Genomic DNA, 12,979 nt, shown 5'->3' with positions numbered 1-12,979 from the left:
CTTTATCTGTTTTGCTGACATCACTTTAAAATCGTGCCAGTGATATAGCAAGATGGCAGATAGATGGAAGAGAATATATGGAAATCCGTAGAGATAATGGTAAAAATTCACTAAATGAAATTCAGCGAGTCCAAGATGAATTAGGTTATTTTTTTCCGAAAATTATATTGATCTTATAAAGAATCATGATGCTGTAAGATTAGAGGAAAATATATTTAATTTCACCGATATTTACAATAGCATTGATGAAAGAGACTTAAATTTTTTAAGTTTTAAATCTGATCATTTAGATGGTGATATTTTAAGTAATCAGGATAATGTAAATGATCTTGAAAATTATGGTATAAAAAATCTAGTTGTTTTTGGAATATGCGCAAATGGAGACTATATTTGTTTTGATTATCGAGAGGATTCTAAAACTTCAAACCCTAAAGTAGTATTAGTTTATCATGATGATTTTGTGGATTTTGAAGATGGAACGAGTTCTATGGTTGTGAATAATGTAGCCAATAATTTCGATGATTTTTTAAATTTGTTGCATGAGTAGTAGACGTTAATAAAAAGGGCTGTTATTTGTTTAACAGCTCTCATTTTTGATTCGATGAAAGAGGAAGAATATAAAAATTAATTTAAAGGGAATAAATGCTTAAACTTATAGTAAATAATCCTAATTCATTAAGATCAGGCAAAGTTTTCGTAGAGTTTACTATAGATAGTGAAAAGCTAGATCCTGTAATGTTTTAGAATAAAGCTGGTGGTGGAAAAGAGTGCCTAATCAAGTTGAACTATTAAACAAAATTGTACATGAAGTGCATAAGTATCGACTTTTTGATTATAATTCATGGAAATTAGAATACAAATTTAATCTTGATGATGGATGGTAAATAATATGGTTTTTAAAATAGATAAAAATAATAGTGAAGATTTAAATTTTGTACTTGGATGTTTATATTCTCAAACTATAGATTTGTCTGATTTTAGAATTTGGATTGAGCAAGTGATTGAAAATACCCCTGTAGAGGTTATTCCATCATATATATTTGATTTGGTTGGTTTTGATGGTTATTTATATGAGGTTTCCAAAATAATAGGATTTGTTCCAGATGAATACTTATCAAATGATGAGAAAAATGCACTATATGGTATTTCATTTTTAAGAGGTGTGCATGTTTATGATTCACCCATAAGTAAAGATGAATCTTTAAAACTGTTAGAGTTAAATTCATCTATTCTAGAAAATTTTAAAAGGCTTTTTCCTTTTATTAATTTATAAAAAATCGTATAGATAATGGTAAAAGTCAATAAATGAAATTCAGCAGGTTCAAGATGAGTTGGGTTATTTTTTTTCGAAAAATTATATTGATCTTATAAACGAATCATAAGGAACGTATAAGGCTCAAAGAACAGAATACATAGTTTTACAAATTTGTAGTCTTGGAGGAAATACAAGATTTTTTAATTTACTTTTGGATTGCTGTCTAGCCTTGAAATAGGTTGAAACCAATTTCAAAAAAACACTCGATGCATTTCATCAGGTGTTTTTATTTTAGCGAAAAATGCGGTCTACAATCAATGGTAAACAAGAAACAAGGTTTTTTGAGAACAAGGTTGGTGGAGGAGGACAATGATGGAAGCTCAAGTTAATATATTAAATGAATTAGCAAAAATATTGCATTATTCAAGTGGTAGCCTCTATGATTCTGCTCATTTGGAGTATAAATTTAATCCTGATGAAGGTTGGCGTTCTATCAGTATGTGGTATGAGAATGAGGGAAAAACATTACCACCAAAGCAAGATGATGCGGACCAAAAAAATATTGATCAAATGTGCAAACAACTTCATGATGAAATGCAATCACATACAGGCGGTGATTGGAGAAAGTTTATATTAACTATAGATGAGCAAGGAAAAGCGAAAACAGAGTTTATATATGAAATACAGTCATGTATGGATGAATTTAAAGATTAATGTTAAAAGCCTCTAAAATTTTGAACTGAACCCCAAATCTTGGACAGTTTAGTTAACAACAAGATTGAGTTCTGAATTGAACAGGACTCAATCCTTTTAATTTCAATTGCCACCTACAGTAAATTATAATGCAATTAATCATATCGGTGAGGGTGCTTTGAGCGGTGGAAAATAAATGAACAAACTTAATATTTTGTATGATTTCGGCGCTATAGATGATAGTGTGATAGTTGAATTCGAAAAAAAAATTGGTATAAGATTCCCTTTGGTATATAAAAAATTAATGAAACTAAATAATGGGCTTCAATTTTTAGAAAATTCTTTTGAATTCAATGACTCTGATGGTAAGAAGTATGGATCTAGTTTCTCGTTTTGTGCATTTGGCGAGGTTTTAGGAAGTGATGCAATCGAAGATTATCAAGATTACGATATTTATGGCTATGAAAATATAGTAACTTTTGGATTAAATGGTGGGGGCGATTATATAGCCTTTGACTATCGTCAGAATCCAACCACTGATAACCCATCAGTAGTTATTATGTATCATGATGAATATATCAAAGATGAAAATGGCAATGCTAAAATGCGTGTTATACAAATAGCAGATAATTTCGATGATTTCTTAAATTTGTTGCATGAGTAGTAGGTGTTAATAAAAGGGCTGTTATTTGTTTAACAGCTCTCATTTTTGATTCGATGGAAGGGGAAGAGTATAAAATTTTAATAAGTTGTTGAATTAAATAAATAATAAAATTTATTTATCCAATCCATCATTGAATTACTTTAATTGATTGGTCGATATATTAACCTGTAGAGGTGAAAATATAAAGTTAATCACTATCCCAACTATCTACATGATCAGCCCACCATTGCATCATTGTTTTACGGTCATTTAGCCATTGAGCATGATTGTATGATGTGCGTGTTTTATTATCAGAAACGTGGGCAAGCTGTATTTCAACCCAATCCTTATTAAAACCATGCTCATTAGCCACAGTAGATGCTGTAGCTCTTAGATCATGCATGGTGAATTCTAACTTCATGTTACGCAGGGCAGTATTCCATGTAGTTTTACCTATCATTTCTCCGTCTTCTCCCGCAAATATATATTCACTATCAGGATAAAGCACAAATTGCTCTTTTATGATTTCAATGGCTTGATCAGACAATGGTACAACATGCATTCTGTTCTTTTTCATATTGCGCTTGCCAGCCAAAATATCAGCCCTTGATACTGCTGGAATCGTCCATGTCTTATCTTCAAAATCAACATTTGTTGATTACTTTTAAGAGAATGGCTATCTCGAATAAAACGATATTATTCACATTTATTCAGACATGATTTGTGATGGACTGATATTTCTTGAAATATTTGGAATTAAATAAAATATACATTTATAGATTAATTGCTGTTTTATTGATCTAAATCCGATGTATTTGATCTTCAGCATTGCTAGAATCTGCGCGAATTTTAGCAATGTGGTGTTTTTTTGTGTTCGAGAAGCTTGCAGAACAAAGTTTAACCTTAATGGGGTGGCAGATTGATAATCACTGGGATTTGAATATCAATCAATGTGTCATGATTGCAGCGCCACATACCAGTAATTGGGATGCACTCTATGCGCGTTTGGCACTAAAAGCCTTAGGGGTGAATGTCCGTATCACGATAAAAGACAGTTATATGAAGTTGCCTTTTGGCCCCTTTGTCCGTGCTATGGGGGGAATTGGTATTGACCGTCGTCCAAAACATGAAGGTGAACCACGTCCAAGCATGGTGCAATTGATGAGTGATCTTTTTAAAGAACATCCTAAATTAGTCATGTTAGTCACTCCAGAAGGAACACGTGCTAAGCAGGAGCAATGGAAAACAGGTTTTTACCATGTTGCGATAAGTGCAGGTGTGCCGATTGCATTGGCTTATATGGATTATGCAAAGAAAAAAACGGGAATCGGTAAAATTGTTTACCCTACGGGTGACTATGAGAAAGATATGGCAGAGATTATGGCATTTTACGCTGAAATTTCAGCGAAATTTCCGCAGAAGTTTAGTGTAGATACGCGTTATCATTCAGATTCTATGAAACAAGAAATTGAAGCATAATCAGTGATAAATCAAAAAAGACAGCACGCATGCTGTCTTTTTATTTGTCCAAAATTTTAAGGTGTGTCTTGAGCCGTGGTCGGTAAAACGCCGCCTAAAGATTGACAGGCTGTAGTGTAGTTTTGTAGCTGGGTTTCTATAACTTCAGGTAGTGGCAGGTCAAAGATTTTATCGCCATGTTGATAGCTTTCTACATAAGATTGGGCTTTTTGTTTGCTGCTAGCAAGTATTTGTTCATGAAAACTGGTCATGGAGCTGTGATCAGCTTGGTCACGTTCAATATTTTGACAATCGAAATATTGTAATAGTTTTTCAGCTTGTTTAATTTCTTTAGATGAGCTGATGGAGCAGGCACTGACAAAGCAAAGACTAAAAAGTGCAAAATACGGTTTCATATATGCTGAATAGATGGTTTTTGAGAGTGGCATTATTGTATAAATTTTTGTGAATAGTGAGAAAGCTTAAACATCGTAAGTTGCTTAAAGAAGTGGCAATTTTGACAGAAAGCACACAATTAAATATCTAGATCGTTTGTCATAAAATGTTAAAAATCCGCTACTGATTTAAAAGGTAGCTGATACATAAAAAGCAGCCTGAGCTAAATAAGAGTCCCAGTACGATTCGTTTAAATTGGCGTTCAGAAATTTTATAAAATAAGCGTGCACCTAGCATGGCTGGTAGACTGACACTTAAAATCAAGATACCCATATAGGGTAAATGCTGTAGGCTTAAATTTCCACGAAGTAGGTAGCTAAATAGTGTGAATACTTGGATCGCAAAATTAAAATGTCTCAAAATAAAACGTTGCTGCTCTTTAGGTAGATTTTTTAACATGACCCAAGCAGAAGGAAGTGAGCCACAAAACCCGCCTAAACCGCCGAGTATGCCACCAATAAAACCAATACAGCTGTCGGCATATTTTCCTGAAGATTGAATAGAACGAATTTGTGGATTCAAGAGCATCAATGGACACCAAAGCACTAAAAATATACCAAGCATTAGCTTAAACATATCCGCTTGAATAATATCTAAAAGATAGGTTCCCAGTGGAACACCTAAAATGCCAGCCAAAACGTAGGGTGCAATAAGGTTTTTATTGATCTGAAAAGATGATTCTGATTTTAAGGAGATAAGATGGCTCCATACAGAAGCAAAAACCACTAATGGTGCTGCTAGCTGTGGTGCTAAAACCCATACCCAAAATGACATGGCAATTAAGGCAAAGGCAAAACCCGTTAAGCCCTGAACAAAACCAGCAACCATTGCACCTAAAATAAAGACCAGCCAAGTCATCGCATATATGCCGAAAATTTTGTAGGGTAAGTGATATTTCGTTCAGCTGAACGCGACATAGATTTTACTAAAATTTTGAAATATCGAAACATGAAATGTCTTTGCTTTAGTAGCTTATGCTGTCTTTTGAAATAAGCCCGCACGTACAGTGCCAGCCTTGGTGCTCTTTACTTGAACCCAAGAACTTGGAAGTCTTAGCAGATTTAACTCACGATCCGCTTCTACATAAATATAGCCATTCTTTTGAATCAGCGGGTCAGCCAAGAGAGCCAATTGTTCCCATAACTCTAGGCTATACGGCGGGTCTAAAAAGACCAAATCAAACTGTTCTTTTAAGTTGGGCAAGCTTTGCTGTGCTGTTGAGACTTTTAATTGTGCACGAGACTTAGGTACTTTCAAGAGCTCTAAGTTTTGTGTTAAAAACTGTGCTTGACTGCGGTCAGGTTCAATCATCACTACTTTTGAAGCACCACGTGATAGAGCTTCGAATGCCAATGCACCCGAACCAGCACAAATATCCAAAACATTGGTATTTTGAACATCCCACATAAGCCAATTAAACAAAGTTTCACGGACTCGATCAGGCGTGGGGCGCAAACCTTCAATATTGGCGAAAGGGAGTTGGCGACGTTTCCATTCCCCCCCGATGATACGAAGTTGATTTTTCATAATTAGTCTGGCTCTTCAGTAGCAGGGGGTGGAGTAGCTGAATGGTTAGTGTTCGGAGCTACTGTTGTACTTTGTACGGAGGTTGCTGAACGACCTTGTGGGCCTACTGCTGTATTTGCTGCGGGTGGCGTGCTGTCACTCGGCAACTCACCCGGTTTAATCCCCGCTGTCATGAGTCCACCACTGATTTGATGGTTTTGCGGACGAATTGGATTTTTATGGCGAGTTTGCAACCAATAATCTAGCACAGGGCGAGCTAGCTGAGCTGCTGATCCGCCGTGACGTCCATTTTCCCAGACGACCGCAATTGCAATCTCTGGATTTTCCGCAGGCGCAAAGCCAACAAATAAACCATGGTCGAGCTGACGTTCTGTTAAAAGTGCTTCGTTATAGCGTTTACCTTGAGCAATACTTTTAACCTGTGCGGTACCTGTTTTCCCTGCAATTTTATACATTGGTGTACGAATACCACGTCCTGTACCTGTTTCCACGACATCGACCATAGCATCACGCATTTTTACCCAGTCTTCGTCTGTACCATTGAACTGAATTCGGCCATCAGGTGCATTTAGGTCTTTATGTGGTTTTGCACCTTTACTGGTTTGTAAAACATGTGGAATTACATGTGAACCATGATTCGCAGTAATGGCAGTTGCCATGGCTAATTGTAGGGGGGTTGCGGTAAAAGCACCTTGTCCAATACTGACAGAAATAGTTTCACCTTTAAGCCACTTGGCATCGCGAGTACGCATTTTCCATTCAGGGTTTGGATAAAGACCTGTGCTTTCACTTGGTAAATCAACACCTGTTTTTTCACCAAAACCAAACTGACGCATCCATGTGTTCATTTTTTCAATGCCCATGCGGAAAGACAGAATGTAATAAAAGGTATCGCAAGAAACAACTTGAGCTTTATGCAAATTGACTACGCCATGTCCTGACTTTTTCCAGTCACGGAATTTATGCGAATCTCCCGGCAGGGTGAAATAGCCGTGATCGGAAATAGCAGTACCCCAATCAATCAAGCCATAATGAATACCACCTAAACCAAACATCGGTTTAATGGTTGAACCAGGTGGGTAAGCCCCTTGTACAGCACGGTTATAAAGGGGTTGATCAAGGTTGTCTCGCAGACCACTATAGTCGGTATGGCTAATGCCTGTCACAAACAGGTTTGGGTTAAAACTAGGACTTGATACGAGGGCGAGGATTTCACCTGTACGTGGGTCCATGGCCACAATTGCACCGCGACGACCTGCGAGTTGTTCTGTCGCAACGACCTGTAAGCCATAATCGAGTGACAGGTATAAATCGTTGCCACGAATTGGCTCTTTTCGACCTAAATGTCGTAATACATTGCCGTGAGCATCCGCTTCGACAGACTCGTTTCCAGGAACGCCATGTAGCAAATCTTCATAGGATTTTTCTACCCCAATTTTACCAATCAGGTTAGTGCCCGCATATAAGTCTTTATTGATACTTTTTAATTCTTTATCGTTAATACGTCCCACATAACCAATCACATGAGCAAATAGCTCGCCATGTGGATAGTAACGTGTCATTTGAGTTTCGATGTTTACCCCTGGAAATTGATATTTGACTTCACTAAAACGTGCAATATCATTTTCATTCAAATTGAGTTTAATCGAAACACGCTCAGTTTTACGTGATGCTTTAATACGACTTTGAAAACGGTCAATATCTTCTTGGCTAAGTTCTAAAATGGGCGTTAGACGTTCAATTGTCTTATCAATATCTGGAACATCTGCACGACTCATAGTGGCTGTGAAAACAGGATAGTTGTCGGCTAAGAGCACACCATTACGGTCATAAATATAGCCGCGGGCAGGGGCTAAAGGCTGTAGCCGAATACGGTTTTGGTCAGATGCAGTGGAAAATTCATCGTACTGTACCAGCTGTAAATACGCATAGCGGGAGACTAAAATCAGTAAGAAAAAGATCACAATACCCATGGAAATAAAGGTACGATTTCGAAAAATGCGCTTTTCTTGTTGAACGTTTTTTAAAGGAAAGTGCTGTTTCATACCAAATCGACTTAGACACATGGATAAAGAGGAATATACCTGCGCGCTATTCTAACGCATGTCTCCCTGTTTTGATATTTGTTATCGCCTGTTCTGCTTTTCATTTTGACTAAACTTTGACTTTACAGACATTAAAAATGTAAATTCCTGTATATAAGTGTTTTCTAATTTCTGATACAGTCAAAATCCGATAAAAAGGGACCAATTACTAAAATAACATTACGGATAATGGTGACAATAATGACAAGAATTTATCCAGTGTTGGCACTTGTTGCCTGTGCAAACGTAGCCTACGCTCAAGATAATTCGTTTTTGCCAGAAGCAAAAATTCCTACAGATAGTGCTCAAACATGGAATGTGGGAGCAGGTGTAACGCAGAAACTACTGCACACTAACGTAGAATGGGTAAATCCTTATGGGATTGCTTATGCAAAAGCTGGGGTATTTATGAATGATGACTACCCAGTGGGTGGTCAGGTTGGTTTTAGATTTCCAGTTCATTTTACTGGCAAAGATAAAAATGGCTATTATTTAGGTGTCTATGCAGGACATATAGATAGTAAAAAAGTTGATGGGGAGTATGAGGCTCGCCTTGGTGGTGGTGTAGATCTTGCTTATGTGTTACTTAGTCCTGAGCGAATCAGTACATTCAGTGTAGGGATTGGTGCAGGGGAAAAACTCGAAACTAAATCGGGGGATGTGATTGTAGAAACCGAACCGAGACTACAATTTTCCTATACTTTAAGCTTTGGTTTATAGACACAATATCTTTTTTAAAACGCTATATAATTCAGTTAATAAAATTAAATATGGAAGTTATGCATGCTTGAGTACGTCAATCAGTTGTGGCAAACCTTTTTGAATAGACCCGATTTTTGGGCTGTACTCAGTATTATCCCTGTAACTGCATTTGTAACATGGGCGCATGTTTGGATGGCCCTGAAAATGGTCTTTTATCCGATTAACTTTTGGGGCTTCCATATTGGCCCTTTGCCTGTCGGTTGGCAGGGGATTGTGCCCAGAAAGGCAGGGCGTATTTCAGGCATTATTACTGATAATACTTTATCCAAGCTCGGTTCTTTGCGTGAATTTTTAGATGCAATGGATCCTGAGGATATGGCACGAATCATTGGTGAACAAGTTGGTTTTGAACTTGAGCATCTGATTGATGAAGTCATGATTGACCGCAATGCAGTGCTTTGGGAAAATTTACCTTATTCGATTAAACGTCGAATTTATGCGCAAGCACATAAACAGCTTCCAGCTGTGCTCCGAGAATTAGTGACCGAACTGACCATGAACGTCGAGTCACTTGTGGATATGCGTGATATGGTGGTCAGCCAAATGGAAGGCGACCGCAGATTGATGGTTCGTATGTTCTTGAAAGTGGGTCAGAAAGAAATCAACTTTATTTGGCATATTAGTGCCCTCATCGGCATGTTCTTTGGTATCTTCCAAATGATTGTTTGGTTTGTAGTACCTTGGCATTGGACGGTGCCATTTTGGGCGGCAGTATGGGGCTTCTTAACCAACTGGATTGCGATTTGGATGGTGTTTAACCCAATTGAGCCACATTATGTTCGATACTTGCAACTCACTGAATTAACAAAAAATCGTAAGTTTCCATGGATTAAGCCTGTGATTCCACGCATAGGGACTTATAATGTACAAGGCGCATTTATGAAGCGCCAAGAAGAAGTGTCTGATGTGTTCGCAAGTGTAGTCACAGAAGACCTGATTACGTTAAAATCCATCATGACTGAAATGATGTATGGCAATAAAAAAGACAAGACGCGTCGTATTGTCAAACGTCATATTAATGAAATCATGGAAACACCATTGGTGAGAACATCTTTGCAACTGTCTTTGGGGCCACGTGAATACGCAAAACTGAAGACGGACTTGATTGATCGTTCAATTGAAATTACGATGGTGCCTGTATGCGACCCAGCGTTCAATGCGAGCCGTGCACAGAAAATCTATCAAATGTTTAGAGACCGTATTCGAGAGCTAACGCCGAAAGAATTTCAAAACTTATTACGTCCTGCATTTCAGGAAGACGAATGGATTTTGATTTTATTGGGTGGGGTAACGGGCTTTATTGCGGGTACAATACATTTGTTTGTGGCTTTCTTATAATTAGATGCTAAAAATATGTCGAATTTTTCGACATGTACAAAGTGTCAAATACATTGTTTAAATGAGGATGTTTTTTTATGCGCATTATCTTACTCGGACCACCTGGAGCAGGTAAAGGTACACAAGCTCAGTTGATCTGTAAGCGCTACAATGTCCCACAAATTTCAACCGGTGATATGCTCCGTGCTGCAATTCGTGAAGGAACTGAACTCGGTCTACAGGCGAAAAGCGTGATGGACAACGGTGGTCTTGTATCTGATGAACTGATCATTGGTTTAGTGAAAGAACGTATTGCACAACCTGACTGTGCAAATGGCTGTATCTTTGATGGTTTCCCCCGTACGATTCCGCAAGCTGAAGCTTTGGAAAAAGAAGGCATCAACATTGATCACGTGATTGAAATTGATGTTCCTGACGAAGAAATTGTACAACGTCTTTCGGGTCGCCGTCAGCACCCTGCATCGGGCCGTGTTTATCACATCGTTTACAACCCACCTAAAGTGGAAGGTAAAGACGACGAAACTGGTGAAGAATTGGTACAACGTCCAGATGACCAAGAAGCAACGATTCGTAAACGTTTAGGTTCATACCATACTGAAACTGAACAGTTGGTTGGTTTCTACCAAGGTCGCGCAGCGTCTGGTGAAAATGCACCAACTTATGACAAGCTGAATGGCTTACGTCCAATTGACGAAGTACAAGCAGATTTGTTTGCAATTCTTGATCAAGACAAATAATTGCATGTTTTAAACATGGCAATGTTTTGACATTGAAAGAGCTCTAAGTCATATTAGGGCTCTTTTTCTTGATCCTTTTCAAATGGAGTCGCGTGTGGCACAAGTTGGAATCATTGTTTTAATTATTGTTGCTGTGGCGGTGTTATTAGGTTTGTTTTATATCAGCGCAAAAATGCTGCGCGATGTCAGTCAACAAGAAAAAATGTCGAATAAGCAGCCAGAACGGCAGTTGCATCCGAAGTTGCAGCAAGACTTAAAAGATAAATCCAATCAAAAATAAAAACTGAACTTTAATGTTCAGCTTCTATTATCGTTTTTGTGGCAATGCGTGCTGCACCAAATTCAAAACGATCTGGCCAGTTACATACATCTGAAACGATGCACTCATGACATTTCGGTTTGCGTGCGATACAGCAGTATCGACCATGTAAAATGAGCCAATGGTGTGAATCGACAATAAATTCTTTCGGTATGACTTTCACTAAACGGTGTTCGACTTCCAGCACATTTTTGCCAACCGCTAATCCTGTACGATTGCCTAAACGAAAAATATGCGTATCGACCGCCATGGTCGGTTGTCCAAAAGCAGTATTTAACACCACATTGGCTGTTTTTCGCCCTACACCGGGTAAAGCTTCCAAATCAGCACGGTTGTTCGGCACGATGCTATTATGTTTTTCAATCAGTATCTTACAAGCTTTAATGACATTTTCAGCCTTCGCATTATATAAGCCTATGGTTTTAATATAGGTTTTTAAACCATCTACACCCAAGGCATAAATCGTTTCAGGTGTGTTGGCAACTGGAAAGAGTTTATCTGTGGCTTTGTTGACACTCACATCCGTTGCCTGAGCAGATAAGGTCACGGCCACTAATAGCTCAAAAGGACTTGAATAATTCAATTCGGTTTTTGGGTTTGGGCGTTGTGCTCGTAAACGTTCAAAAAAGATTTGGATTTGCTTTTTGGTCATGTTTTTTACAGGTTTTCCGCTTGTGGTTAGCATGCTCTAAGCTTCCTGTAACTGATTAAGCTGTTGGGTTAAATCATCTAACAACAGACGCTTTTTGGTATCTTCACGCACGCTGAGTTGTTTTTCTAGTTTTTTGATTTGTACGCGTAATTTCGCCAGTTCAATGGTGGATTTTGCGTCGAGTTTTACCGTCATTTCTGGTTCTTTTTCAATGATCTGAATATCAGGTACTGCATCGTTCTGTGCTGAAAATTGGGCAAATAACGCTGTATCAATTTCAGCACGAACTACTGGGCCTTTGCGGTGTAGACGCTGTTTTTCTTCACGCTGTATATGTGCGTAATAGCGTTGTCTTAGATCATCTTGCTCAGCTTTACGCAAGATTTCGGTCGGTATTTCGTCTGCATCTGGAATGAGGTCAATACAGTCGACAGGACAGGGCGGAATACACAGCTCACAACCTGTGCATAGGTCAGACAAAATGCTGTGCATGAGTTTACCAGAACCAATGATCGCATCTACTGGGCAGGCACTAATACATTTGGTACAGCCAATGCATTCATCCTCGCGAATGATGGCTTTCATTCTCTGCGGACGGCCATCCGCCTGAATAGGCCAAACACTTTCTTCTGCGATGAATTTTGGCCGATTAAGCAACTGAGCCAATGCATCTGCTACAGGCTGTCCACCTGGGACGCATTTATTGGCAGCCTCACCTTCACTGATGGCTTTAGCATAAGGCAAGCAACCATCACGATGTCCACAGAGCCCGCATTGGGTTTGGGGAAGGAGGGCATCTATATTTTGGATAAGTGAAATGTGCGAGTTCATGCGTAAACCGACCCTGCAACTGTATGTGCAGAGATACTAGGACAATTTAAGTAGATGCTGAATTTTACCATGTTTTTTTTGAATAATCTTATGTTCTAAAATGGTTCATTTGTTGCATCTTTTTTGCGCATTAAATTATTTTAAATCTGTGTTTTCATTGGTATTTTTTATAACCAGTTTTAAGACATATTTAATATAAATAATTGTTATATAAATGATAAATA

General features: G+C 38.2%; 16 protein-coding genes and 1 pseudogene. 9 read left to right on the top strand and 8 right to left on the bottom strand.

The annotated features are described in order from the left end of the window. The first annotated feature begins 139 nt into the window (after positions 1-139). The 3 genes from DPG01_RS15065 (at position 140) to DPG01_RS15055 (ending at position 1,969) form a co-directional block, all read left to right on the top strand. Positions 140-547: an SMI1/KNR4 family protein gene (locus DPG01_RS15065; protein ID WP_228157014.1), complete on the top strand. Its 408-nt coding sequence runs from the start codon at positions 140-142 to the stop codon at positions 545-547. Between the two features lie 342 nt (positions 548-889). Further along, positions 890-1,273, top strand: a complete 384-nt coding sequence (locus tag DPG01_RS15060; protein WP_110975666.1) for a hypothetical protein — start codon at positions 890-892, stop codon at positions 1,271-1,273. Between the two features lie 351 nt (positions 1,274-1,624). Further along, a complete protein-coding gene (locus DPG01_RS15055; RefSeq protein ID WP_228157013.1) occupies positions 1,625-1,969 on the top strand; it encodes a hypothetical protein in 345 nt (114 codons plus the stop codon). A gap of 52 nt (positions 1,970-2,021) precedes the next feature. On the opposite strand, the gene DPG01_RS19085 is transcribed toward DPG01_RS15055, so the two are convergent. Then, the gene (locus DPG01_RS19085) at positions 2,022-2,159 is read right to left on the bottom strand and encodes an IS3 family transposase (RefSeq protein ID WP_416346136.1); all 138 of its coding nucleotides are present in this window, start codon (positions 2,157-2,159) and stop codon (positions 2,022-2,024) included. On the opposite strand from DPG01_RS19085, the gene DPG01_RS15050 reads away from it, so the two are divergent. Further along, positions 2,145-2,612, top strand: a complete 468-nt coding sequence (locus DPG01_RS15050) for an SMI1/KNR4 family protein (protein WP_110975662.1) — start codon at positions 2,145-2,147, stop codon at positions 2,610-2,612. The genes DPG01_RS19085 and DPG01_RS15050 overlap by 15 nt on opposite strands. Before the next feature lie 187 nt (positions 2,613-2,799). On the opposite strand, the pseudogene DPG01_RS15045 reads toward DPG01_RS15050, so the two are convergent. Beyond that, a pseudogene (locus DPG01_RS15045) lies at positions 2,800-3,240 on the bottom strand (tyrosine-type recombinase/integrase); the annotation flags it as partial. A gap of 221 nt (positions 3,241-3,461) precedes the next feature. Between DPG01_RS15045 and DPG01_RS15040 the strand changes: the two are divergent. After that, a complete protein-coding gene (locus tag DPG01_RS15040) occupies positions 3,462-4,070 on the top strand; it encodes a 1-acyl-sn-glycerol-3-phosphate acyltransferase (RefSeq protein WP_171264412.1) in 609 nt (202 codons plus the stop codon). 56 nt (positions 4,071-4,126) lie between these two features. Here DPG01_RS15040 and DPG01_RS15035 read toward each other — a convergent pair whose 3' ends face one another. The 4 genes from DPG01_RS15035 to mrdA form a co-directional block, all read right to left on the bottom strand. Then, positions 4,127-4,465 (bottom strand): hypothetical protein, encoded by a 339-nt coding sequence (locus DPG01_RS15035; RefSeq protein WP_110975664.1) that lies wholly within the window; start codon positions 4,463-4,465, stop codon positions 4,127-4,129. Positions 4,466-4,625: 160 nt separating this feature from the next. Beyond that, a complete protein-coding gene (locus tag DPG01_RS15030) occupies positions 4,626-5,363 on the bottom strand; it encodes a sulfite exporter TauE/SafE family protein (RefSeq protein ID WP_110975660.1) in 738 nt (245 codons plus the stop codon). A gap of 114 nt (positions 5,364-5,477) precedes the next feature. After that, positions 5,478-6,032, bottom strand: coding sequence for a 16S rRNA (guanine(966)-N(2))-methyltransferase RsmD (gene rsmD / locus DPG01_RS15025; protein WP_110975659.1), 555 nt, complete (start codon positions 6,030-6,032; stop codon positions 5,478-5,480). A gap of 2 nt (positions 6,033-6,034) precedes the next feature. Continuing rightward, positions 6,035-8,077, bottom strand: a complete 2,043-nt coding sequence (gene mrdA, locus DPG01_RS15020; protein ID WP_110975658.1) for a penicillin-binding protein 2 — start codon at positions 8,075-8,077, stop codon at positions 6,035-6,037. A 240-nt stretch (positions 8,078-8,317) separates the two neighbouring features. Here mrdA and DPG01_RS15015 point away from each other — a divergent pair, with 240 nt between their 5' ends. The 4 genes from DPG01_RS15015 to DPG01_RS15000 all read left to right on the top strand — a co-directional run bounded on the left by DPG01_RS15015 (position 8,318) and on the right by DPG01_RS15000 (position 11,233). Continuing rightward, positions 8,318-8,836 carry a hypothetical protein gene (locus tag DPG01_RS15015; protein WP_086208430.1) on the top strand — a complete coding sequence of 173 codons (519 nt, stop codon included), beginning with the start codon at positions 8,318-8,320 and terminating at the stop codon, positions 8,834-8,836. Between the two features lie 63 nt (positions 8,837-8,899). Beyond that, entirely contained in the window at positions 8,900-10,216 is a 1,317-nt protein-coding gene (locus tag DPG01_RS15010) for a hypothetical protein (RefSeq protein ID WP_086208429.1), read from the top strand. Between the two features lie 77 nt (positions 10,217-10,293). Continuing rightward, positions 10,294-10,953, top strand: a complete 660-nt coding sequence (gene adk / locus DPG01_RS15005; protein ID WP_086208428.1) for an adenylate kinase — start codon at positions 10,294-10,296, stop codon at positions 10,951-10,953. 82 nt (positions 10,954-11,035) lie between these two features. Continuing rightward, on the top strand, positions 11,036-11,233 hold the full coding sequence (locus DPG01_RS15000; protein ID WP_110975657.1) for a hypothetical protein: 198 nt from the start codon (positions 11,036-11,038) through the stop codon (positions 11,231-11,233). A gap of 10 nt (positions 11,234-11,243) precedes the next feature. Here the strand turns inward: DPG01_RS15000 and nth are convergent, their stop codons facing one another. Together nth and DPG01_RS14990 are read right to left on the bottom strand one after the other, a co-directional pair. Continuing rightward, positions 11,244-11,957, bottom strand: coding sequence for an endonuclease III (nth, locus tag DPG01_RS14995; RefSeq protein ID WP_086208426.1), 714 nt, complete (start codon positions 11,955-11,957; stop codon positions 11,244-11,246). A 3-nt stretch (positions 11,958-11,960) separates the two neighbouring features. After that, complete coding sequence (locus DPG01_RS14990) at positions 11,961-12,755, bottom strand: RnfABCDGE type electron transport complex subunit B (protein WP_110975656.1); 795 nt, start codon at positions 12,753-12,755, stop codon at positions 11,961-11,963. Positions 12,756-12,979: the final 224 nt, after the last annotated feature.

It is taken from the genome of Acinetobacter sp. WCHAc060042 (assembly GCF_003231195.1).
In the GTDB taxonomy this organism is placed as follows: domain Bacteria; phylum Pseudomonadota; class Gammaproteobacteria; order Pseudomonadales; family Moraxellaceae; genus Acinetobacter.
Note: the sequence above shows the minus strand (reverse complement) of the source record. Positions and strands in the feature narration are given on the sequence as shown.